Genomic DNA, 21,569 nt, shown 5'->3' on the forward strand with positions numbered 1-21,569 from the left:
TATGGTATAGAGAAGGAAAGTTTCCTTAGGGCAAAAAGTAGATTAAAAATTTTTGATGATTCATTACTAGAGAAAGATTCGGTCTACTAATAATGTTTCCTTAAGGCAAACTTTAAAGCCGTGAGAAACAGTTGTCAACTGTTTTTCGATATCGATCGCGAATCAACTCGTGCTAAGATGAAAAGGCAGAATCGTATGGGGGTGAGGAGATTGCGTCAGACAGCAGAACAACAATGGAAGTGGCTATTGCTCGATGCGCTTGCGAAGGAAAAGCGAGAGCAAGCACAGCAAGTCATCGAAGAAGTCTATCCGTATGACATCGCGCAAGTGTATGAAGAATTAGGAGAAGACGATCAAGCACGACTCCTCGATTATCTCGATCACGAACGATTGGCAGATGTGCTTGAGGAGCTCGAAGGAGAGCAACGTCTTGCCGTCTTGCGTCGTTTAGACGTCGAGCGCGCCGGGCATGTCCTCGATTTAATGGAAAACGATGATGTCGCGGATTTACTGGAGGAACTGGGACCAGAAGAAACTGACCGTTTGCTTGGTAGCATGCGGACAGATGAGGCACTGATCGTCCGCAATCTCTTGACGTATCCACCGGAGACGGCAGGGCGTTTGATGACGAACCGGTTCATCTGGGTGGGAGAGGATTTCACGGTCGGTGAGACGGTCGAGAAGATGCGTGACTACATCGAATACTCGGAGACGATCAATTACGTGTACGTCGTCAATCAACTCAGTGAACTCGTCGGTGTCATCTCATACCGGGACGTCATCTTAGCTGAAAATACGGAACGAATCAGCGATGTCATGGAGACAAAGGTGATTCGGGTCGCAGCAGAGACCGATCAGGAAGAGGTCGCGCAATTGTTCGAACGCTACGATCTCGTTTCGCTACCGGTCGTCGAAGGCGATGTTCTCGTCGGATTGATTACGGTCGATGATGCACTCGATGTCTTACGGGAAGAAGCGAATGAAGACATCGAGAAACTCTCAGCATCCGGTAAATCAATTGATTTCGAGACGAAGCCGTGGATTGCTGCAACCCGGCGCTTGCCATGGCTCGTCTTGTTACTGTTCATCGGGCTCGTCTCCGGATCGATCATCAGTCAGTTCGAAGAGACGCTTTCAAAAGTTGTCGCGCTCGCCTTTTTCATGCCAATGATTGCTGGGATGACCGGAAATACCGGTACCCAATCGCTCGCGGTCGTCGTCCGTGGATTGATCACGCGTGAAGTCGATAAGCGGGTCGCGACGCGATTAATCCTACGAGAACTTTGGGTTGGTTTGATCATTGGTGTCATTTGTGGTGTCTTGATTGCTATCATTGCGTACGTCTGGCAAGGAAGTGCCGTCTTAGGTCTTGTCGTCGGCAGCTCACTCGTCATCACGCTGATTTTTGGAACACTGGCTGGAACGATCATTCCGCTCATCTTACATCGCTTAAAGATCGACCCGGCGATTGCGTCCGGACCGCTGATCACGACGTTGAACGATATCTTGTCGCTCCTCGTCTACTTCGGGATCGCGACCGCGTTCATCAGTCGCTTGATGTAAAAAAACCGAACCGATTCGCCTTCTCTTCAAGAGAAAGGGAATTGGTTCGGTTTTTTTCATGCATTCTCATGCGTCGTGCGAATCCAGACCGCCAGTGGACCGATGTCGTCAAAGCCTGCTTCGAGCGCCGTGATCAGGTGATCACCGTATTCGTATCCGACGAGTGGTTGACCGGGGAAGTGTGCGGAGCACAAGCGTGCGATATCATCCCATAAGCGTTCATCAAGATAGTCGGAACTAACGTACATCAATCCGGTCGTCGTTTGGTTCGAGTAGGCGATGCAACTTGCCTGTTGTGCTTCGCAATAGAAAAAGCGGACGTCCGGATGTTGCCATAACGATTCCGGTAACTCCGGTGTCGCTTGGATTGCTTGGAAGCGAGTAAACTGCGTGGCATCCGTGACGACAGACCAATCGACGGGAAGAGCGCGACGATCGAGTATGGCGGGACGGGTCATCCATTCCGCTGTGAACAGGTGACTGAGACCAGCGCTTGAGAAATCATAGCTCGCCGTACAGTCCTTGATGCTGTACACGTCGGTTGCATTAATTCGCTGATGAGGAAGGCGAACCATCAGTTCCGGATAATAACTTGGAACGCTTCCTTTAGCGAGCCAGGTCGATTCGGTTTCTGTCACCTGGCATCCGACTTGTTCACAAACAAGGCGACACCAATCGAAATTGTTTTGGATGGCAGATTGACGCATGCTTGATCCCCCCTTAATCCTCTTCCGGTTGTTTAATCAAAACGTATGACAAGGTAGCAATTAACGTCAAGAACAACCCGCAGCCGATCGTAATATACGCCATCGTGAAGACCTTACCGAGCGTCGTCGTCGGGATGAATGTCGGATGCCCGACCGTACTCAGTGTCGTGATGCAAAAGTAAAGCGCATCGATGACCGAAAGGTTTTCTTCCGTACTGTAGAAGATCGTCCCAGAGACGAGTGTCAACAAACAAAGAATCAGTAGTCCGCGGAAGTAAGACAAGTGAAAGGCGCGGCGCAATCCCTTGAATAGGCGTGAAAAAATCGTCAGTACAGATATCATCGAATCTCTCCTTTAAGATCGGTGCGTCGAGTCCATCGTATCATGAATGAGATAATCATTCTTTCCGGCATGTTTGACACCATCTATCACCTGATCAACCTGTAAGTTCAAGTGAAGAGGCATTTTTCTTGAATGGAGGAAGAACATCCCATAAGTAAGCGAACGTGAATAAGCTGAGCAGTTAGTGTTGCGGATGTGATGGAGTGCGTAAAAATATATCAATCGACATATAGAACATGATGAAGGTCGGAATCAGATAGACGATCGTAAAAAGAAACAAGGATGGCATGCGTTCCGCTCTTCGAGATGATTTTTAGATAGATAGTCTCAGTATAGTGGGCGCAGATTGCTTAGGCGGATTGAAATTTTAAAAAAGGGGAATCAATCGAGATTCAATGTCAGCCGTCGTATTTTAGCGACACCTTGGAGTCCTGACGGATCATGATGCGTCTTATGGGCGACGAAATGTTCATCGGCTTCCGTCGTCCGGATTCGTAACGGACGTTCGTCACGGTGGACGACCTCGAAGATCACCTCAGCCAGAGCTTCTGCCGATTGGCGGTCGGCATGTCGCGTTCGGTACGTCTGCAAATAAGCCGTGATGATCGGTTTGAAGTCGTCTTCGTGTAAGCCACCCGTCCGTTCAAGTTGATCGAGAACATTTGCGGTAAAGTTCGTCTCGACGGCGGCCGGTTCAATCAGGGTGACGTCGATATTGAAGTACGGTTTATAGTAGGTCGCAAGACTTTCGAACAGCCCTTCGATCGCAAACTTACTGGCACAATACAATTCATTCATCGGTTGACCGACGAGACCACTGACGCTTGAAGTCGCGAGTAAGTGACTACCTTCCGGTGCTTGTTTGAGTAAGGGGAGGCAGGCTTCAATCGTTCGGATGACACCGAAGACATTCGTTTCGAAGAGTTGCTTGATTTCATAACTTGTCGCTTGACCGAGTGCGCGCAGTAAACCATGACCGGCGTTGCAGAATACAACGTCCAGGTGATCGACCTCTTGTTCGATTTGCCGGATGGCTGCCTTCACGCTTGTTTCATCTGTGACATCGAGCGACAAGAAGGTGAGCGTCGGTAACGACACAGTCATCTCACCCGGACTCCGAACACCAGCGTAGACAGACCAGCCGGCTTCCGCAAACCGCTGCGCCGTCGCCAGACCGATACCGGAAGAAGCACCCGTGATCAATATCGTTCGCATATCAATTCCTCCGTTCTGAAAGTAGTTGTCTTCTATTATTTACCCGAATTATCGTCGAATTATTTGCAATAAAATTGCATATAGTAATGAAAAAACTTAATATAAAGAAAAAAGGAGGTAGGAATCGATGGGGCAAATCGAACGGCTGCAACAGATGCGGGAATGGATCAAGACGAGTCCTGAAATTTCGCTGGATCAACTGATGCAGGAGTATCAGATTTCACGAGATACCGCACGTCGTGACGTCATCGTCCTCGAACAAGAAGGGGAGATCATTCGTGTTAAGAATGGATTAGTCCGTGCTGGTGGGACGCTTGCATATGAACAGCGGACAGAGAAACCGGAAAAACGGCGGATCGGACAGCGCGCGGCGCGTCACGTCCAAGCGAATGATCGCTTATTGCTCGACGCTGCAACGACGGTATCTGAGATGGCACGGGCACTTCCGCCTTATCCACTACACGTCATCACGAACTCCCTTGACATTGCAGACTATGTCGGAGCTCGCATGGATATTGAGCTGTACGTCACGGGAGGGCGTTTCGACCGGCATGCGCGAAGCTTGAGTGGGATCAAGACGGCAGACGACATCCTGAATTATCAAGTCGATTGTGTTTTTCTTGGAGCATGTGGGTTGACGGAAGAAGGACTTTTTGCGGAACAACTCGAAGAAGCGGTCGTAAAGAAAGCGATGATTCGAAGTGCGACCCGTGTCATCGTCCTCGCGGATCATACGAAATTCAATAAACGCTTTTTGCATAAGGTCTGTGATTGGGGACAAATCGATATGCTCGTCACCGATCAAGTACCAGACGCAACGTGGCAAGAACGATTAGATCATTATCATGTCGATCTCGACGTGACAGAGGAGGAAACAACATGAACCCGATTCAAACGACGCTCGTCGGATTTGGTTTTTCAGCGGTGACGTTTCACGTTCCGTTCTTACAGGCATTACCGACATTTGAAGTGACGCAAGTCGTCTCGAGTCGACCGGAGCAGGTGGCACAACATTTCAGTGAGGCGATAGTCGTCGCGACACTCGCTGATGCGTTGCAAGATGAGAATACGGAACTTGTCGTCATCACGACACCAACGGCACTGCATTTCGAAATGGCAAAACAAGCGATCGAAGCAAAAAAGCACGTCTTACTCGAAAAGCCGGCCGTCGTGACGATCGAAGAAGCACTGGCGCTGCAAACGTTAGCAAAACAACACGGGGTTCAAATCGCCGTCTATCAAAACCGTCGCTTTGACGGGGACTTCCTGACACTTGAACAATTAATGGAAATGAACGAAATTGGGGACTGGCAAGTCATTGAGTCACGCTTTGATCGCTATCGCCCGGTTGTTCGAGAGCGTTGGCGGGAACAAGCGGGTGATGGTGCCGGCATCCTGTTTGATCTCGGCTCACACTTACTCGATCAAGCACTTGCCTTGTTTGGAGAACCGGATGCTCTGACGGGCGATGTTTACCTGCAACGTGACGGTGCTGTTGTCGATGACGGTTTCCATGTCACGCTACATTACGGTACGCGGCGTGTCATTCTTCGCTCGGCATCCTTCATCCAAGGACCGACACCGCGTTTTGAGTTCCATGCGACACGCGGCAGTTACATCAAATACGGAATGGATCCACAAGAAGGACGGCTTGCGAAAGGTCATGCTGTCGATGGACAGCTCGGCGAAGATGAAGTGGACTCCTATGGCTATCTCCAGATCGCCGATCAGCCAGTTGAGCGCCTCGCGACACTTCCAGGCAGTTATGCGACGTTTTACGAACAGTTGGCGGAAGGACTTCGCGGTGGACGGGTACCTGTCGATTTACGCGACGCTGAAAAAACAATGCGCTTGATTGAAGCAGTGCGCATCAGCAGTGATGAAGGGCGACGCCTCTTACGAAAGGAATGGGATGCATGGAAGAATTGAAAGTGCTGCTTGCGGAAGAGGAAGAACTCGTCCTGACGTCACTGACGAATACGGAAGCGATCGGGATGGGACATGAGTTGATCGGACGGGCGATGAAGAAAAACTTGTCGATTGCCGTTGAAATCAAACGGAATGGGCAGCGTTTATATTACGCGGCGCTCGATGGTACGGCACCGGATCAAGAAGAGTGGATCCGCCGGAAATCGAACGTCGTCTTTCGACATGGCTATAGCTCGCTGTACATGCGTCGGTATAATGAGAGCAAACATCGCTCGTATCATACGATGTATGCTGTTTCTCCAGCCGATTATGTCGATGCCGGTGGGTCGTTCCCGATCCGGATCGAAGGAGTCGGTGTCGTTGGTACGATCACCGTTTCCGGTCTATCGCAGGAAGCAGACCATCGTCTTGCGACGGAAGCGTTGCGTTTACTTAAGAGACAACAGCTGGAACAGTGATATAGATTCATTCGATGTCCTCGCGATGTTCCATTCGCTTTCCTTGGGCGAGACACAAACTGGTCTCGGCTGCCACAGACAGCCGACTCTGGTCTTGTTCGTCTCTGACAGCACGATAAATTGTGCTTTTTCCTGTCGAAGTCGTGTGGAGAAATGAGGACACAGAACAAAATAATGGAATCAAAAAAGTCCGAACGGGTGAGAAAGAACTCGTTCGGACTTTTCGTATATGAGGATTGATGGATCTCTGTTGATGGACGTGCAAGACGAAGACTCCTACGGGACAGCGGAATAGGTGAGACCCCGCAGACGCATAAGCGGCGAGGCGGCTCGCCTTCCGCCCGAGGAAAGCGGAGTCTTGCACGGGAATCAACGCTGAAACTTCGGTCACGATGCCATCGAATCAGATGAAGCGGACACGTCTTTGCGTGTGTTCCCGCGATAGACGAAGTAAAGCGCAGCAAGCATCGCAAGCAGACCAAGCAGACGTTTTCCGTCGAGCGGAACGACGACGCCACCGAACGCACCGATGTGATCAATGACCATACCTGCTGCGAGTTGACCGATGACGGTCGCGATACTAGCTGCCGTGACACCAATCTGCGGAACGGCAAGAATCGTCAGGAATAGATAACTGACGCCGAACAGGACAGCACTTAGTTGCCAACGAGGTGCTTCGAGCAAGAGTAGGACGTTTCCTTGTCCGAAGAAGAGGATGGCTAAAGCGAGAATCAGCATCCCCGTGAAGAAGGTCAGAAACGTACTTTCGAGAGCCCCTGCCTTTTGACTGAAGGCACCATTGATAGACGACTGTGCGCTCAGCATGACGCCACCGAGTAATGTAAAACCGAGTAATAGAATATTCACGAGCGAACCTCCTTAAAAGATAAGAAATAGGGCGACGAGCATCAGAGCAGAAGCCATTAGCTTGTCGCGATTGATCGGACGTTTCGGACTACCAAGCCAACCGTTATGTTCGATGACCATACTAGCGACCATTTGACCGAGAATGACACTGATCATGGCGAGACCGACACCGACGAGCGGGATGCTGATGATCAGGATCGTCAAGTAGATACTGCCGAGCAGACCACCGAGCAAGGTCCATTTCGGTGCGCGGAATGTATAGCCGAGTGAACCCCTTCCGAAGAAGAGGACGATCAATCCGATGATGATCGTACCGGCGAAGAAATTATAAAAGCTACTTTCGAGTTTTCCGACGAAGTTCCCGAGCTCACCATAGATTGCTCCTTCGACACTTAAAGCGATACCCGCAAGTAACGCGAGTGCGTAATACACGATTTTCAACAGAATTCATCCTTTCATGAATCTAAATATCGAGAAATGTCGATATGTAAGGCGAGGAGAACGGATCAAAGTTCTCCTTTGAGGTACGCTGCAAGCTCCTGGATTTTTTCTTCATTTCGCCGGTAATACGTCCATTTGCCGTGACGTTCGGATTCGAGCAATCCGACTTTTTGCAACATCGTAAGATATTGGGAGACGGTCGATTGAGATAAGTTCGCCTTCTCTTGGATATCTCCGACGCAAATGCCTCCCTTGTCCGACAAATTCGTCGCGAGATGAGCCGTCGGCTTATTGAAATGAGTCTCGGGATCCTTGAGCCAGCGTAAGATATCAAGACGTACCTCGTTCGATAATGCCTTGAATAGATCCACTTGATTTGTCATACGCTTAAATTAATCGATGATTCTCGATATGTCAATTCAAGACACTTATGGTTGAACGAATGCATGCTTGAGAAGGCGATGTGTCACTTTAGTTGCTGTATACGGCTCAAAACCGAATCGTTCATAAAAGGTACTGGCATCGTCCGTATAGAGCCAGAGCTCGGAATACGTCAAAAGTGCTTCCGGGATGATTTTCTCAAGTAGTTGCGTACCAACACCGTGGTGTCGTATTTCTGGTAAGACATAGACATGACGAATCCGACCGACGTCGTTCGTGCCGGTTTGTTTCATATACCCCCCGCACGCGATGACGTGTCCGGAAAGAGATAAAGCGACGAACAATGCCTCACCATCCTCTTGGAACGTTTCATTTCGCCGTTCGCGTAGCATCCGTTCGATGAAGGGATAGCCTTCCTGTGTACTCTTTGATAGAATTGGTAACCAGTTGAAGGCATCAAAATCGTTGACCCGTTCGATTGTCATCTCCATCTGTCATTCCTCCTTCTTCTCTCTTGGATATTCCTTTTTCGGGAGCGGGAAAAACACGAATCGAGAATCAATTCGAGCTTTTTTTAAATAGAGACTGGATTTTTAAAAGCCATTTTGCGTATAATGAGAAGTAATGGATTGAACGCAAATGAAAGGAAGTGGCCGTCACAATGAGCCTCAGCCGTTTAAGTAAAGAAGAGATTACTGATCTTTCGCTGATCGAATTCGTCAATGAAATGTTGCAAGAAGCTGGCGAACAGCCAATCACGTTCGATGACATCACGTCAGAAATCGAAAAGTACCATACGTTTACAGATGAAGAAGACAAGTTCGAGAAACTTGCTCAACTCTATACAGACATGAACATCGACGGAAACTTCGTTAACGTCGGAGCGAACCGTTGGTCACTCCGCGCTTGGTATCCGTTTGATAAGTCGGATGAGGATCTCGTCATCGAAGCGCGTCAACGTGGAGAACTTGATGAGTTTGAAGAAGAGTTCAACTATGATGCAGAAGAAGATGAGTTCGAGACGATCGAAGACGATCTCGATACATTCGCGAAGACAGCGGACTATGATTCAGCTGACGACAGCGAAGACGAGGATACGTTCAAAAAAGTCGCAGCCATCGATGATCTCGATGACGATCTCGACGAAGAAGACTTAGAAGACTTCGAAGAAGAAGAGGAAGTCTAAGCACGATCAACTACAACTGTACAGCTGCTATTTCCCTATAGAAATGGCAGTTTTTTCGTTGACGGCTGACGAACGAGCGCGAAAATTTTTCTCTGAAAAATTAGGCTTGACGAAGTTTTCCGAATGACGTAAGTTAGTCATGGGCTTCTTTAAGCAACGTGCTTATTTCAGCAAAAGTGTCTCCTATTATGGGGGCACTTTTGCTTTTTTGTTTTTACCACCTCTGTTTTGTTGAGATGTGAATTAGAGAAGGGAGCAATATTTAACATGACAAAGTATATTTTCGTAACAGGTGGCGTCGTATCGTCACTCGGTAAAGGGATCACCGCTGCATCGCTCGCTCGTCTCTTGAAAAACCGTGGCCTTAACGTCACGATCCAAAAATTTGACCCATACATCAACATCGACCCGGGTACAATGAGCCCGTACCAACACGGGGAAGTTTTCGTCACAGATGATGGCGCAGAGACGGATCTTGACCTTGGTCACTATGAGCGCTTCATCGACATCAACTTGAGCCAGAACGCGAACGTCACGTCTGGTCGTATTTACTCGACGATCCTCAAGAAGGAACGCCGTGGAGACTACAACGGTGGAACAGTCCAAGTCATTCCGCACATCACGAACGAAATCAAAGACCGTGTCTTCCGTGCTGGAAAAGAAACGGGCGCAGACGTCGTCATCACGGAGATTGGTGGAACAGTAGGGGATATTGAGTCGCTTCCGTTCATCGAAGCCATTCGCCAAGTGAAAAACGATATCGGAAAAGAAAACGTCATGTACGTCCACTGTACGCTTGTTCCGTATCTTGCAGCAGCAGGTGAGCTCAAGACGAAACCGACACAACACAGTGTCAAAGAACTCCGTAGCTATGGTATCCAGCCAGACATCATCGTCTTACGTGCAGAGCACCCAGTCCCACAAGAGATGAAAGATAAAATCGCTCTCTTCTGTGACACACGTCCGGAAGCAGTCATCGAAGCACAAGATGCATCGACGCTCTACGAAGTACCGCTCAACTTGCAACGTCAAGGCATGGACCAACTCGTCTGTGACTACTTCAAGTTCGACACACCAGTTGCTGACATGACGGCTTGGAAACAACTCGTCCACACAGTGACGCACCTCGAGAAGACGACGAAGATCGCACTCGTCGGGAAATACGTCGAATTGCGTGATGCGTACATCTCAGTTGCAGAAGCACTGAAACACGCTGGATTCGCCTTCAACAGTGATATTGAAATCGACTGGATCAACGCAGAAGACGTGACGCGCGAAAACGTCAACGAATTGCTCGGTTCAGCAGACGGAATCCTCGTTCCTGGTGGATTTGGAGAACGCGGAATCGAAGGGAAAATCGAAGCGACACGTTTTGCACGTGAAAACAACGTACCGTTCTTCGGTATCTGTCTCGGTATGCAACTCGCGACAGTTGAATTCGCACGTAACGTCCTCAATCTTGAAGGCGCACATTCAGCGGAAATCGACCCAGCGACACCATACCCAATCATTGACTTGTTGCCAGAACAAAAAGACATCGAGGATCTCGGTGGTACACTCCGTCTCGGACTTTACCCATGTAAACTCGAAGATGGAACGAAAGCACGTGCCGCGTATTCAAGCGAGCTCGTCTACGAACGTCACCGTCACCGTTATGAGTTCGGTAACGAATTCCGTGAGCAATTCGAAGCGAACGGCATGGTCTTCTCAGGTACGAGCCCAGACGGTCGTCTCGTTGAGATCATCGAGATTCCAGAACACAAATGGTTCGTCGCGTGTCAGTTCCACCCAGAATTGATCTCGCGTCCCGAACGTCCACAAGCACTCTTCCATGACTTCATCCAAGCTTCACTTGGTGAATGAAAAGAAAGATAATCAAAGACGCGGTAACCTTCAGCATTTTGAAGGTTACCGCGTCTTTTTTTTGATTGGTTATATTCAGAACTACATATTATAGAAGAAAAGTGTTAATCCCACTCTTCCGTCATCTCTTGTAGTTGCGTCAAGATATGTGTCAGGAGGAACGCGCAAAGGGCAAGACTCGGCAGTCCGTGACGTGAACCGTCCTCTGCCGGAAGCAATCCTTTATTAAACTTCAATGCGAGCGGTGCAATCGAACGCTCGAGCGTTTCTGTCACGTCACTGAGTGTGACGATCGCATAAGGCGTATGCCATGCGTCATAGCGGGCAAGAGAAGCGAGAAGGTCGGAGCGTTCCGTATCTGGCGTAAAGATTAAGACGCGATCGACAGCGTGCAGTGTCTTTCGATCCTTGATTTTCGTAACCCGTTTCATCTGATCCGGACCTTCTGAGAGCATTGGATAGAGTCCTTCACATTCACCGTAAGCGTCGACGTAGACCGTGCCTTCTCCGACGAGCGCCTGTGCGAGCAGACGGACGACATCGAATAGTTCGTCTTCCTGTTTTGCGAGCGTTTGCAATTTTCCGTTGAATTGTGTAGCTAAGATTTTCATCATTTTTCTTCATCCTTTCTGTATTTCTCTCAAGGACAGTATAAAGCAAGTTTTGCTTTAGTGTAGAATGGAAATAACTAGAGGGGGAGTGGCAGAGATGAAAGGCAGATTGTTGATCGTCGAGGATGAGCCGGGAATCCGGAACTTACTTGCACAATTGTTCCGGACAGAAGGGTATGAAACGGACGTCGCCGTCGATGGAGAGGAAGCGATCGTCTATTTACAAGAAGCGGCATATGATTTGCTGTTGATGGATGTCAACATGCCGGGGCGGACCGGGATCGAGGTTTTACGTCATCAGGACCGGATCGGACGACGTGTCCGGACGATTTTAATGACGGCACTCGGTGAAAAAGAAGCGATGGAAGAAGCGAAACGATTAGGGGTCGTCGCCTTCTTCGGGAAGCCATTTGACATCTTCGAATTAAAAAAAGAAGTGACTGTGCAAATTTCTCACGATGTAAGCGGTTAATCTTTCACGTCGCCGTCACAAACCAAAAAACCAAGCGAAATGCTGTACGTTCCGATGAATCAGTATGTTATAATCAGTCTGAAATTGCACGAGTTCGTGTAAGCAGCGATCAAAACAGAGGAGGATGTCATTATGCCATTAGTATCTATGACAGACATGTTAAACAAAGCTCTCGAAGGTAAGTATGCAGTAGGTCAATTCAACATCAACAACCTCGAGTGGACACAAGCGATTCTCGGTGCGGCTCAAGAAGAGCAGTCACCAGTTATCCTTGGAGTATCTGAAGGTGCAGCACGCCACATGGGCGGATTCTACACTGTCGTGAAAATGGTTGAAGGTCTCGTACACGACATGAAAGTAACAGTTCCAGTCGCAATCCACCTCGACCACGGTTCGAGCGTTGAAAAATGTAAAGAAGCGATCGACGCTGGATTTACATCTGTCATGATCGATGATTCGCACAGCCCGATCGACACAAACATCGAAACAACTAAAGCAGTCGTTGAATACGCTCACGCTAAAGGCGTTTCAGTTGAAGCGGAAGTTGGTACAGTTGGTGGACAAGAAGACGACGTCATCGGTGATGTCATGTACGCGAAACTTGACGAGTGTGTACGCATCGTTAAAGAAACTGGAATCGACACGCTTGCTCCTGCACTCGGTTCTGTTCACGGACCATACAAAGGTGAACCAAACCTCGGATTCAAAGAGATGGAAGAAATCCGTGACGCTACAAACCTCCCACTCGTTCTTCACGGTGGAACTGGAATTCCGACACACGATATCGAAAAAGCGATCTCACTCGGAACTTCAAAAATCAACGTTAACACAGAGAACCAAATCTCATTCGCGAAAGTCGTTCGTGAAGTGTTGGCTGAGAAACCAGAAGCATATGACCCACGCGTATTCATCGCACCAGGTCGTGAAGCAATCAAACAAACTGTCATCGGTAAGATGCGTGAGTTCGGTTCAAGCAACAAAGCTTAATCGACTCCTCTTTAAAGTGCGGTAGACTTCGGTCTACCGTGCTTTTTTCATATCATATGAACGTGTATTCGATGGAAAACAGTAGGACTTCTCGTGAAAAAAACCTATAATAGAGTCGTAAGCGATTTCAAGGGATGAAAGGGGAACGAGAAAGATGAGATTTTTCATTGACACAGCAAACGTAGAGGACATCAAGAAAGCACATAAAATGGGGATTTTAGATGGTGTCACGACGAATCCATCGCTCGTCGCTAAGGAGGGCGTCGATTTCCATACAAGACTTCGTGAAATCTGTGAAATCGTCGGAGATGTCTCTGTCAGCGCTGAAGTCATCGCGCTTGATGCAGAAGGAATGATTCGCGAAGGGAAGGAACTTGCCCAGATCGCACCGAACATTACGGTTAAGGTTCCAATGACTCCGGCCGGACTCGAAGCGGTCGCAGCACTTTCAAAAGAGAAGATCACGACGAACGTCACATTGATCTTCAATCCGAACCAAGCATTACTCGCAGCCCGTGCTGGTGCGACATACGTATCACCATTCCTCGGTCGTCTAGATGACATCGGTCAAGATGGAATGGGGCTCGTCGAGACGATTGCTCAAATTTTCGTCGTACATGATATTCCGACACAAATCATTGCGGCATCGGTCCGGAACCCGGTTCACGTGACGAACGCTGCTCTTGCGGGCGCAGACATCGCGACGATTCCATTCTCGGTCATCGAGTCACTCACACACCACCCACTCACGACGCAAGGAATTGAAAAGTTCCTCGCGGACTGGGAAAAAACGCAGCAATAATCGTAGCGAAGAGAAAGGTTGATGGAACGTGGACATTTTGCATATCGTAGGGCAACAACGCCTAGAAGGAACCGTATCAATCAGTGGTTCGAAGCAAAGCGCCATTCCGTGTCTTGCTGCAGCTCTACTGACGGATCAGACGGTCATTCTAGAAGGCGTGCCGGAAATTGGCGACGTCGCGACAATGATCGAGATTTTAGAGACGCTCGGCACGGTCGTGACACGTCAAGGCGATATGGTGACGATTGATCCAAGTCGGGTTGAATCGATGCCGTTAACTGGTGCGGAGACGCGCAAGTTACGCGGATCGATCTACCTCATGAGCGTTCTGGCGGCCAGATTCAAACAAGGAGTCGTCGGTCTGCCTGGGGGTTATGACATCGGACCACGACCGATTGATTTACACATTAAAGCACTGGAGCGTCTCGGTGTTTCCGTACGTAACGAGCAGGGCGTCCATTACATGCGCGTCGACCGTCTCGTCGGAAACCGAATCTATCTCGATCTTCCGTCATTCGGAGCGACGATCAGTGCTTTACTCGTCGCTGTCTTCGCTGAAGGAACGACTGTCATCGAAAACGCTGCCTATGATCCAGAAGTCATCGATGTCAGTACGATGCTGACGAACATGGGAGCAAATGTCAAAGGGGCAGGAACGGATGAGATTCGAATCAAAGGTGTCTCACGCCTGAGTGGTTGCCGGCATACCTTGATTCCAGACCGGATGGAAGCAGGAACGTTTTTGACGATGGGCGCGGCACTTGGGCGCGTCACCGTCGATAACGTCATTCCGCTCCATCTCGAGAGCGTTATCCAAAAACTCGAGCGGTATGGTGCGTTGATCGAAGTGACAGATGATTCCGTCACGGCGACATTTCATGAGGCGAAGCCGGTCGATATTCGTGTCTTCCACTACGGTGGATTCCCAAGCGATCTACAACCTGTCATCTCGGCAGCGTTGTTGCAAGCGAAAGGAGCGAGTATCGTTGTCGATAAGTTGTACCCGCAACGTTTCCGACATGTACAGGAGTTACGGCGCTTAAACGCCCGAATCACGCATGAAGACGCTTCGATCATCATTCGTGGTGGCGAATCCTTACTCGGTACGGAAATCGAGGCACCAGATCCACGCGGTGGCGCAGCACTTGTCTTGGCGGGACTTCTCGCTTCAGGGGAGACGACATTGCACCACGCAGAAGTGCTTGACCAGAGTTACGAACGATTTGATCAGAAGTTGAAGGAACTAGGCGCCCTCGTATGGCGTGAAACGATTTGACCGATTTGTAACAAGGGAGAGGGGACATACACATGGAGAGAAGTCTATCAATGGAACTTGTACGCGTCACGGAGGCGGCAGCACTTGCCTCTGCACGCTGGATGGGAAAAGGATTGAAGAATGAAGCGGATGATGCGGCAACAAGCGCGATGCGTGATGTCTTCGATACGATTCCGATGAAAGGAACCGTCGTCATCGGGGAAGGCGAGATGGATGAAGCACCGATGCTTTACATTGGAGAAAAGCTAGGAAATGGGTATGGACCACGACTTGACGTCGCTGTCGATCCGCTCGAAGGAACGAATATCGTCGCAAAAGGAACATGGGGCGCACTTGCTGTCCTCGCTGTTGCGGATGCGGGAGATTTACTCCATGCACCGGACATGTACATGGATAAGATTGCAGTTGGTCCGGAAGCAGCAGGACACATCAGTCTGGATGCGACGATTGAAGAAAACATCGCAGCCGTCGCAAAGGCGAAGAACAAGGAAATCGAAGACGTCGTCGTCTCGATCCTTGATCGCGAACGTCATGAAGAAATCATTCAACGGATTCGGGCAACAGGGGCACGGATTCGCTTGATTGGTGACGGTGACGTTGCTGGTGCGATCAATACGGCGTTCCCGCATACAGGGATTGATATCTTGCTCGGTTCAGGTGGTGCACCGGAAGGCGTTCTTGCTGCCGTTGCCTTGAAATGTCTCGGTGGAGAGCTCCAAGGGCGCTTGTTACCAGCAGACGATGCCGAGATCGAACGTTGTAAGAAGATGGGCATCGAAGATCCATCGAAGATTCTCATGATGGACGATCTCGTCGCAGGAGACGACTGTATCTTTGCTGCGACAGGGGTCACGGACAGTGAGTTGATGAAAGGTGTCCAGTTCACGGCACAAGGCGGTCAGACACACTCTGTCGTCATGCGTGCGAAATCCGGAACGGTTCGCTTCGTTGAAGGCATTCACTCGTTTAAGAAAAAACCGAAGCTTGTCATTAAGTAAAAGAGACGGACTCATACGTGAGGACTTGATCGATAAAAAAGAGTTGGTGTTTCGGATAATTTCCGAAACACCAACTCTTTTTGCTATGTTTCTAGGAATCAAGACGTTCATCCTCAACTCCTAGAGGAAAAGGAAACGTGCTAACGTTTTCCGCTTCGTTAAATCGTATGGGAAGATTGCAGTGTCTCCAAATCGCTCGACATGAAATTTCGTTTTGAAGAGCATTGTCTCACGTTTGACGAGCAGGACGTGATTTCATTATCGTACAGATAAGCGAATTCACGACTAAGACCTCTTAGCACCTGTGATGAAGACATGCATCCTATTTCCTTCTTATGAATTGAATGAGATGAAAAAAAGCGATCGAGCCAATGCTCAACCGCTTTGAGATGATGAATTAAAGGTAAGATCCTGCGCCGACAAGGCGTGAACCCCAGTACCCTGATTTGAAGCTTGAGTATTTAACGCCACCTGTTTCTGAGTTAACCATGCTTGACTTACTTGTTGCGATCCCGACGTGTTGAATGCCGCTACCGTGTGAGAAGAAGACAAGATCTCCTGGTTGTACGCTTGAAACGCTGACTTTCTTAGAAGAAGAATATTGTGAAGAAGACGTACGTGGCAATGTTTTACCAGCCGCTTTCTTGTAAACGTAGCTTGTGAAACCAGAGCAGTCGAATCCACGAGTCGTTGTTCCGCCCCATACGTATGGTGTACCTTTATGTTTTGCTGCTTCGTTCAGGATTTTCGTCCGTTTAGAAGATGTGCTTGTTGATTTTTTAGCGCTTGAAGATGATTTGTATGTCTTTGTGTATTGTGAGAAGACATAACGTGTTTTACCGCCGTATGAGATTTTTGTCCAGCTGCCTGATTTGCCTTTGTATGTAAAGACTTGACCAGCGTTGACTTTCCCGACGATGCTTGCTTTCGTAGAAGGAGCTGTCCGAACACGAAGACCGTTGTCCGTGATCTTGACTTTCGTGACTGTTGCTGCTTCAACTTTACCTGTACCCACTGATGTAAAACCTGAAACCACTAAGGCTGCTGTCGCGATCGATGCTAGAAAACGTTTCATGTTAAGAATTCCTCCGTTTTAATGTAGTGTGTTGCGTCCGTAAGTTATATGATGAAATCATTAAGTGTGTGATTAAGCAGTGAACCTTACAACTGTGTAAGAATTTTGTCTGCAGGAATATCTTAGCATGTGCGCCCTTAAAAACGTTTTTTCAGTTAGAAGACAAAATAGATGCTTTTGTAACATAACTGAAATAATATCCTTGAATATTACAAAGTAAGAAACGCAAAGGATTGTTGACGACGAATTTAAAAAAATATGATACCTTTAGTTCACGAAAGAAATTACATACCTCCTGATGTATGTATGGAAGTATGCTGAATGCAGTTGAATTTATAAAGAATAGGTGAAAAACATGCCAACAACTGATAAAAAAGATAAACCTGAACGTTCCTATACTTTGGCTCAATTGAGCCAGCTGACATTAAAAGAATTATATGAAATCGCAAAGACGAAGAATGTCCCGCAATATCGGGAAGCCCGTAAGCGTGAGTTGATGTTCAAGATTCTAAAAGCACAGGCGGAATCAACAGGTCTTTATTTCCTCGAAGGGGTACTTGAAGTCATCCCTGGTAATCCACAAATGCAAAACGATGGTGGCTTCGGCTTCCTTCGCCCTATCAATTATTCCCAATCCTCTGAAGATATCTATATCGCCGCTTCTCAAATCCGACGCTTCAATCTACGTAATGGTGATGTCGTCACAGGTAAAGTACGCCCACCGAAGGAAAACGAACGTTTCCAAGGGTTACTTAGTGTGGAAGCCGTCAACGGCGAAGCACCGGATACAGCGCGTAACCGTTTGTTCTTCCCGGCGCTGACACCGATCTATCCGGATCGTTTAATGCGTCTTGAGACAGAGCCGCGTCATTTATCGGTTCGTGTCATGGATATGATTGCACCAGTTGGGTTTGGACAACGCGGTTTGATCGTCGCACCACCAAAAGCAGGGAAGACGTCACTCCTCAAAGAAATCGCGAACTCGATTCAAGAGAATCATCCGGATGTCGAGCTGATCATTCTATTGATCGATGAGCGACCAGAGGAAGTAACTGACATCGAGCGTTCAGTTCCGGGAGCAGACGTCGTCAGTTCAACGTTCGACGAAACACCGGACAACCATGTGCGGATTTCTGAACTTGTCCTTGAACGGGCGATGCGACTTGTCGAACATAAAAAAGATGTCGTCATCTTGATGGATTCGATCACGCGTTTGACTCGTGCGTATAACTTAACAGTGCCGCAAAGCGGACGGACGCTTTCAGGGGGGATTGACCCAGCAGCGTTCCACAAACCAAAACGGTTCTTTGGTGCGGCGCGAAACATCGAACATGGTGGCAGTTTGACGATTCTTGCGACGGCACTCGTCGAGACGGGATCCCGCATGGATGACGTCATCTATGAGGAATTCAAAGGAACAGGAAACATGGAGCTACATCTCGATCGTAAGCTGTCGGAACGCCGAATCTTCCCGGCAATCGACATTCGCAAATCAGGTACGCGGAAGGAAGAACTCTTGCTTCCGAAAGAGCAACTCGATGCGCTCTGGACGATTCGTCGGACGATGAACGAGTCGAACGAGTTCGTCGATACGTTCCTGCGTAAGATTCGCGACACGAAAAATAATGAAGAATTTTTTGCTGAACTTGAGAAAGAAAAGAAGAAGACGGTCCGACGTGCACCTGCTAAACCGCGTACCGTCAAGAAGGAAGCAACGACGGAAAAATAACTATTGCGACGCGTAAAAAAATCGTTTAGTATAGGAAGGTAACTTACTCTGGCTCAGCAAATGGACCAGGGCGGAAGGAGAGAAATCAACCATGAAACAAGGAATTCACCCTAACTACAACAAAGTAGTATTTATGGATTCAACGACTGAGTACAAATTCTTAAGCGGTTCTACTCGTTCTTCGAACGAAACGATCACTTGGGAAGATGGTAACGAGTACCCACTCATCCGTGTGGATGTGTCTTCAGACTCGCACCCATTCTACACAGGTCGTCAAAAGTTCAACGCGGCAGATGGTCGTGTCGATCGCTTCAACAAAAAATACGGCCGCAAGTAATTACTTGCCGGTTCTTAAAAAACAGCCTGCCTCCATTACGGAAGCAGGCTGTTTTTGTATAGGCTGAATTGCGAACGGTACGTAAGGTACGTCTTTAAGACGAACGAGAAAGCAATCCCGCCGACGATCCCGATCAAGTACGGCATGGCATCTGGATGTGCCAAGATGTAGTCGACGACTTTATGGAACGAGATATGACGACCAACAAAGTAGCCGGCGCCCAAGAACACACTGACCCAAATCAAAGCACCTGTATACGCGTAACTCGCAAAAATGCGAAACGGCATTTTTGAAACACCTGCAAAAAAGGCAGAGAGTTGGCGAAGACCAGGTATGTAGTAACCGATGATCAAGACCGATTTGCCGTAACGACGAAATCCGGCTTCAGCGGAGAGAATGTGTTTTTCTGAGATGCGCATCTTTGGTCCGACGCGATGCAACAGGGGCATGCCGAGTTTTAAGCCCAGCACGTAGCTAATCGTCATTCCGATGCAACTGCCAGCGTAAGCGGCAAGAATCGTACCGAACAGCGGTAGATTGCCTTGATGCATCCAAAAACCGGACAGGACGAGCAAGGTCTCATCAGGAACCGGCAATCCCACGATACCACCTGCGAGAAGGACGGAAAGACCAAGGGCGCCATATTGGTGCAGAATGTCATGTAAGAGATGATGAATCGGGGACACCTTCTTTCGCGAGAATCTTCTTCTTTAGTGTACAGGAAATGGATGAAGGTTGGAATGAAAGGACAAAAATTCTAGGTAAAGAAAAAATGAATTTTGATTTCCGGAAGTCAACCCTTTTTCTCAATACCGTTTCGAGCTATACTCGTTAAAGTGACTATTTTTTGAGGACGGTGTCGGACGATGATGCATGTAATAAATCAGTACGGCTGGATCGAAGTAATTTGTGGTAGTATGTTTTCCGGGAAATCGGAAGAGTTGATTCGTCGTGTCAGACGGGCACAGTACGGCAAACTGCCCGTTCAAGTATTCAAGCCGGCAATCGACGACCGGTACCATGAAGAGCATGTCGTCTCTCACATCGGAAATTCCGTCGTGGCGATTCCAATGGCGACGAGTCGTGATCTCTATGCAGCAGTAGCGGAAGAAACACAAATTGTCGGAATTGATGAAGTTCAATTCTTTGATGATGAGATCGTTCAAGTCATCGAAGCACTTGCGCAAGACGGAAAACGCGTCATTTGTGCAGGACTCGATCAGGATTTCCGGGCAGAGCCATTTGGCAAGATGCCGGAATTACTGGCGCGCGCAGAATTTGTGACGAAACTTCAGGCGATCTGTCTCTCATGTGGCGATCCGGCTTCCCGGACACAACGTTTGATTGATGGAAAACCAGCGAACTATGATGATCCGATCATTTTAGTCGGCGCTTCAGAATCGTATGAGCCACGGTGCCGCCACTGCCATGAAGTGCCAGGAAAGCCGAAGCCGCTCCAAACGATGCAACACCAAAAAGGATAAACAAAAAAGACGAACCGATGATGGTCGTCCTTTGATGTAACAGCTGTTCGCTTCTAAGTGAAGACGAATAGCTGTTTTTTTATTATCCCGTTTCCTGTGAGACACGGCTCGAGCGTTCGATGAAACGAATCGTCTCACGCACGATCAAATCCTGATCATGATCGAGGGTCGCGACGTGGTACGAGTTAAGGAGACAGTAGCTTCTTTTATCATTCGTCCCGATATGCTGATGCAGGTAATCCGAGCTCGACGGCGGAACGACGTGATCGGTCGCCGAGTAAAGAATCAATGTCGGTAGAAGGATCGATCCAAGGCGTCCTTTCGTCTCATCCATCAAGCGGACGAGTTCGAATGCACAACGACTCGGAACGAGGTCATAGATGATTTCGAAAGCAGACCGTTTGATATCCGGTGCCCCTTCAGGTAGGTACTGTGGACCATCTTCAAACGACAGTGCTTCATAAGACGGAACGGAGAGAGCGGCATTGATCGTAACGATGCCTGAAAATGGAATCCCGTCAGCGGCGAGCGATAGTGCGAGCGTCGCGCCCATCGATTGACCGATGACGAAGACTTGATCGCATGTTTCTTGTAAACGTGCATAGCCGTCTTGCAGGCTCTGCTTCCAACATCGAGCAGTCGATTGTTCGAACTCACGGACGTTCGTCCCGTGACCACGCAAACGTGGAGCATAGACAGTGAATCCTTTAGCAGCAAATGCCTCACCGACGTCCCGAACACTTTGCGGGGTCGCATTAAAACCATGACAGATTAAAATGCCGATCGGTCCACCTTGAAGATAAAATGCTTCAGCACCAGTCAATACAGGATAGTTCATCATTACT

The 21,569-nt window shown here is 48.6% G+C and carries 25 protein-coding genes; 14 read left to right on the forward strand and 11 right to left on the reverse strand.

Annotated features, from left to right (window positions below; all coding sequences use genetic code 11):
* Positions 1-210: 210 nt before the first annotated feature.
* The gene (gene mgtE / locus ASG02_RS13070) at positions 211-1,563 is read left to right on the forward strand and encodes a magnesium transporter (RefSeq protein ID WP_035410763.1); all 1,353 of its coding nucleotides are present in this window, start codon (positions 211-213) and stop codon (positions 1,561-1,563) included.
* A 56-nt stretch (positions 1,564-1,619) separates the two neighbouring features.
* Here the strand turns inward: mgtE and ASG02_RS13075 are convergent, their stop codons facing one another.
* The 3 genes from ASG02_RS13075 to ASG02_RS13085 form a co-directional block, all read right to left on the reverse strand.
* On the reverse strand, positions 1,620-2,270 hold the full coding sequence (locus tag ASG02_RS13075) for a hypothetical protein (RefSeq protein ID WP_056064119.1): 651 nt from the start codon (positions 2,268-2,270) through the stop codon (positions 1,620-1,622).
* Positions 2,271-2,283: 13 nt separating this feature from the next.
* The gene (locus ASG02_RS13080) at positions 2,284-2,613 is read right to left on the reverse strand and encodes a potassium channel family protein (RefSeq protein ID WP_035410757.1); all 330 of its coding nucleotides are present in this window, start codon (positions 2,611-2,613) and stop codon (positions 2,284-2,286) included.
* A 381-nt stretch (positions 2,614-2,994) separates the two neighbouring features.
* Entirely contained in the window at positions 2,995-3,828 is an 834-nt protein-coding gene (locus ASG02_RS13085) for an SDR family oxidoreductase (RefSeq protein ID WP_056064122.1), read from the reverse strand.
* Positions 3,829-3,955: 127 nt separating this feature from the next.
* On the opposite strand from ASG02_RS13085, the gene ASG02_RS13090 reads away from it, so the two are divergent.
* From ASG02_RS13090 to ASG02_RS13100, 3 genes are read left to right on the forward strand one after another with little or no spacing between them, the layout of a single operon-like run.
* A complete protein-coding gene (locus tag ASG02_RS13090) occupies positions 3,956-4,711 on the forward strand; it encodes a DeoR/GlpR family DNA-binding transcription regulator (protein ID WP_056064125.1) in 756 nt (251 codons plus the stop codon).
* Complete coding sequence (locus ASG02_RS13095; RefSeq protein WP_056064128.1) at positions 4,708-5,757, forward strand: Gfo/Idh/MocA family oxidoreductase; 1,050 nt, start codon at positions 4,708-4,710, stop codon at positions 5,755-5,757. Before ASG02_RS13090 ends, ASG02_RS13095 begins: the two co-directional genes overlap by 4 nt.
* Positions 5,745-6,215, forward strand: a complete 471-nt coding sequence (locus ASG02_RS13100; RefSeq protein WP_056064129.1) for a heme-degrading domain-containing protein — start codon at positions 5,745-5,747, stop codon at positions 6,213-6,215. The genes ASG02_RS13095 and ASG02_RS13100 overlap by 13 nt, the downstream gene beginning before the upstream one ends.
* A gap of 387 nt (positions 6,216-6,602) precedes the next feature.
* On the opposite strand, the gene ASG02_RS13105 is transcribed toward ASG02_RS13100, so the two are convergent.
* The 4 genes from ASG02_RS13105 to ASG02_RS13120 all read right to left on the reverse strand — a co-directional run bounded on the left by ASG02_RS13105 (position 6,603) and on the right by ASG02_RS13120 (position 8,395).
* Positions 6,603-7,082 (reverse strand): DMT family transporter, encoded by a 480-nt coding sequence (locus ASG02_RS13105; RefSeq protein WP_035395771.1) that lies wholly within the window; start codon positions 7,080-7,082, stop codon positions 6,603-6,605.
* A gap of 12 nt (positions 7,083-7,094) precedes the next feature.
* Positions 7,095-7,523 (reverse strand): DMT family transporter, encoded by a 429-nt coding sequence (locus tag ASG02_RS13110; RefSeq protein ID WP_035410744.1) that lies wholly within the window; start codon positions 7,521-7,523, stop codon positions 7,095-7,097.
* Positions 7,524-7,588: 65 nt separating this feature from the next.
* On the reverse strand, positions 7,589-7,906 hold the full coding sequence (locus ASG02_RS13115; protein WP_035410742.1) for a helix-turn-helix transcriptional regulator: 318 nt from the start codon (positions 7,904-7,906) through the stop codon (positions 7,589-7,591).
* 45 nt (positions 7,907-7,951) lie between these two features.
* A complete protein-coding gene (locus ASG02_RS13120; protein ID WP_056064132.1) occupies positions 7,952-8,395 on the reverse strand; it encodes a GNAT family N-acetyltransferase in 444 nt (147 codons plus the stop codon).
* A 170-nt stretch (positions 8,396-8,565) separates the two neighbouring features.
* Here ASG02_RS13120 and rpoE point away from each other — a divergent pair, with 170 nt between their 5' ends.
* Positions 8,566-9,090, forward strand: a complete 525-nt coding sequence (gene rpoE / locus ASG02_RS13125; protein WP_035410737.1) for a DNA-directed RNA polymerase subunit delta — start codon at positions 8,566-8,568, stop codon at positions 9,088-9,090.
* 267 nt (positions 9,091-9,357) lie between these two features.
* Positions 9,358-10,953, forward strand: coding sequence for a CTP synthase (locus ASG02_RS13130; RefSeq protein ID WP_047394418.1), 1,596 nt, complete (start codon positions 9,358-9,360; stop codon positions 10,951-10,953).
* Positions 10,954-11,057: 104 nt separating this feature from the next.
* Here the strand turns inward: ASG02_RS13130 and ASG02_RS13135 are convergent, their stop codons facing one another.
* A complete protein-coding gene (locus ASG02_RS13135) occupies positions 11,058-11,567 on the reverse strand; it encodes a DUF2529 family protein (RefSeq protein WP_035395788.1) in 510 nt (169 codons plus the stop codon).
* Between the two features lie 94 nt (positions 11,568-11,661).
* Between ASG02_RS13135 and ASG02_RS13140 the strand changes: the two genes are divergently transcribed.
* The 5 genes from ASG02_RS13140 to glpX all read left to right on the forward strand — a co-directional run bounded on the left by ASG02_RS13140 (position 11,662) and on the right by glpX (position 16,099).
* Positions 11,662-12,036 carry a response regulator gene (locus ASG02_RS13140; RefSeq protein WP_035410731.1) on the forward strand — a complete coding sequence of 125 codons (375 nt, stop codon included), beginning with the start codon at positions 11,662-11,664 and terminating at the stop codon, positions 12,034-12,036.
* 132 nt (positions 12,037-12,168) lie between these two features.
* Positions 12,169-13,023, forward strand: a complete 855-nt coding sequence (gene fba, locus ASG02_RS13145; RefSeq protein WP_035410728.1) for a class II fructose-1,6-bisphosphate aldolase — start codon at positions 12,169-12,171, stop codon at positions 13,021-13,023.
* A gap of 154 nt (positions 13,024-13,177) precedes the next feature.
* Entirely contained in the window at positions 13,178-13,825 is a 648-nt protein-coding gene (fsa, locus tag ASG02_RS13150; protein ID WP_023469552.1) for a fructose-6-phosphate aldolase, read from the forward strand.
* A gap of 28 nt (positions 13,826-13,853) precedes the next feature.
* Positions 13,854-15,101 carry a UDP-N-acetylglucosamine 1-carboxyvinyltransferase gene (murA, locus tag ASG02_RS13155; protein ID WP_056064136.1) on the forward strand — a complete coding sequence of 416 codons (1,248 nt, stop codon included), beginning with the start codon at positions 13,854-13,856 and terminating at the stop codon, positions 15,099-15,101.
* 32 nt (positions 15,102-15,133) lie between these two features.
* On the forward strand, positions 15,134-16,099 hold the full coding sequence (gene glpX / locus ASG02_RS13160) for a class II fructose-bisphosphatase (RefSeq protein WP_035410722.1): 966 nt from the start codon (positions 15,134-15,136) through the stop codon (positions 16,097-16,099).
* A gap of 397 nt (positions 16,100-16,496) precedes the next feature.
* Here the strand turns inward: glpX and ASG02_RS13165 are convergent, their stop codons facing one another.
* Complete coding sequence (locus tag ASG02_RS13165; RefSeq protein ID WP_035410719.1) at positions 16,497-17,174, reverse strand: C40 family peptidase; 678 nt, start codon at positions 17,172-17,174, stop codon at positions 16,497-16,499.
* A gap of 355 nt (positions 17,175-17,529) precedes the next feature.
* Between ASG02_RS13165 and rho the strand changes: the two genes are divergently transcribed.
* Both rho and ASG02_RS13175 read left to right on the forward strand, forming a co-directional pair.
* A complete protein-coding gene (gene rho / locus ASG02_RS13170; RefSeq protein ID WP_056064138.1) occupies positions 17,530-18,903 on the forward strand; it encodes a transcription termination factor Rho in 1,374 nt (457 codons plus the stop codon).
* Between the two features lie 91 nt (positions 18,904-18,994).
* Positions 18,995-19,240, forward strand: coding sequence for a type B 50S ribosomal protein L31 (locus tag ASG02_RS13175; protein WP_023469546.1), 246 nt, complete (start codon positions 18,995-18,997; stop codon positions 19,238-19,240).
* Between the two features lie 35 nt (positions 19,241-19,275).
* On the opposite strand, the gene ASG02_RS13180 is transcribed toward ASG02_RS13175, so the two are convergent.
* On the reverse strand, positions 19,276-19,926 hold the full coding sequence (locus ASG02_RS13180; RefSeq protein ID WP_052019115.1) for a DedA family protein: 651 nt from the start codon (positions 19,924-19,926) through the stop codon (positions 19,276-19,278).
* 183 nt (positions 19,927-20,109) lie between these two features.
* Between ASG02_RS13180 and ASG02_RS13185 the strand changes: the two genes are divergently transcribed.
* The gene (locus tag ASG02_RS13185) at positions 20,110-20,724 is read left to right on the forward strand and encodes a thymidine kinase (RefSeq protein ID WP_035410895.1); all 615 of its coding nucleotides are present in this window, start codon (positions 20,110-20,112) and stop codon (positions 20,722-20,724) included.
* Positions 20,725-20,806: 82 nt separating this feature from the next.
* Here the strand turns inward: ASG02_RS13185 and ASG02_RS13190 are convergent, their stop codons facing one another.
* The gene (locus ASG02_RS13190; RefSeq protein ID WP_069201499.1) at positions 20,807-21,565 is read right to left on the reverse strand and encodes a carboxylesterase; all 759 of its coding nucleotides are present in this window, start codon (positions 21,563-21,565) and stop codon (positions 20,807-20,809) included.
* Positions 21,566-21,569: the final 4 nt, after the last annotated feature.

It is taken from the genome of Exiguobacterium sp. Leaf196, from assembly GCF_001423965.1.
Classification (GTDB): Bacteria; Bacillota; Bacilli; order Exiguobacteriales; family Exiguobacteriaceae; genus Exiguobacterium_A.

Coding starts and splice junctions, on each gene's coding strand:
- ASG02_RS13075 (WP_056064119.1), bottom strand. CDS start 2,270: ATGCGTCAATCTGCCATCCAAAACAATTTCGATTGGTGTCGCCTTGTT.
- ASG02_RS13080 (WP_035410757.1), bottom strand. CDS start 2,613: ATGATATCTGTACTGACGATTTTTTCACGCCTATTCAAGGGATTGCGC.
- ASG02_RS13085 (WP_056064122.1), bottom strand. CDS start 3,828: ATGCGAACGATATTGATCACGGGTGCTTCTTCCGGTATCGGTCTGGCG.
- ASG02_RS13090 (WP_056064125.1), top strand. CDS start 3,956: ATGGGGCAAATCGAACGGCTGCAACAGATGCGGGAATGGATCAAGACG.
- ASG02_RS13095 (WP_056064128.1), top strand. CDS start 4,708: ATGAACCCGATTCAAACGACGCTCGTCGGATTTGGTTTTTCAGCGGTG.
- ASG02_RS13100 (WP_056064129.1), top strand. CDS start 5,745: ATGGAAGAATTGAAAGTGCTGCTTGCGGAAGAGGAAGAACTCGTCCTG.
- ASG02_RS13115 (WP_035410742.1), bottom strand. CDS start 7,906: ATGACAAATCAAGTGGATCTATTCAAGGCATTATCGAACGAGGTACGT.
- ASG02_RS13120 (WP_056064132.1), bottom strand. CDS start 8,395: ATGGAGATGACAATCGAACGGGTCAACGATTTTGATGCCTTCAACTGG.
- rpoE (WP_035410737.1), top strand. CDS start 8,566: ATGAGCCTCAGCCGTTTAAGTAAAGAAGAGATTACTGATCTTTCGCTG.
- ASG02_RS13130 (WP_047394418.1), top strand. CDS start 9,358: ATGACAAAGTATATTTTCGTAACAGGTGGCGTCGTATCGTCACTCGGT.
- ASG02_RS13135 (WP_035395788.1), bottom strand. CDS start 11,567: ATGATGAAAATCTTAGCTACACAATTCAACGGAAAATTGCAAACGCTC.
- ASG02_RS13140 (WP_035410731.1), top strand. CDS start 11,662: ATGAAAGGCAGATTGTTGATCGTCGAGGATGAGCCGGGAATCCGGAAC.
- fba (WP_035410728.1), top strand. CDS start 12,169: ATGCCATTAGTATCTATGACAGACATGTTAAACAAAGCTCTCGAAGGT.
- fsa (WP_023469552.1), top strand. CDS start 13,178: ATGAGATTTTTCATTGACACAGCAAACGTAGAGGACATCAAGAAAGCA.
- glpX (WP_035410722.1), top strand. CDS start 15,134: ATGGAGAGAAGTCTATCAATGGAACTTGTACGCGTCACGGAGGCGGCA.
- ASG02_RS13165 (WP_035410719.1), bottom strand. CDS start 17,174: ATGAAACGTTTTCTAGCATCGATCGCGACAGCAGCCTTAGTGGTTTCA.
- rho (WP_056064138.1), top strand. CDS start 17,530: ATGCCAACAACTGATAAAAAAGATAAACCTGAACGTTCCTATACTTTG.
- ASG02_RS13175 (WP_023469546.1), top strand. CDS start 18,995: ATGAAACAAGGAATTCACCCTAACTACAACAAAGTAGTATTTATGGAT.
- ASG02_RS13185 (WP_035410895.1), top strand. CDS start 20,110: ATGCATGTAATAAATCAGTACGGCTGGATCGAAGTAATTTGTGGTAGT.
- ASG02_RS13190 (WP_069201499.1), bottom strand. CDS start 21,565: ATGATGAACTATCCTGTATTGACTGGTGCTGAAGCATTTTATCTTCAA.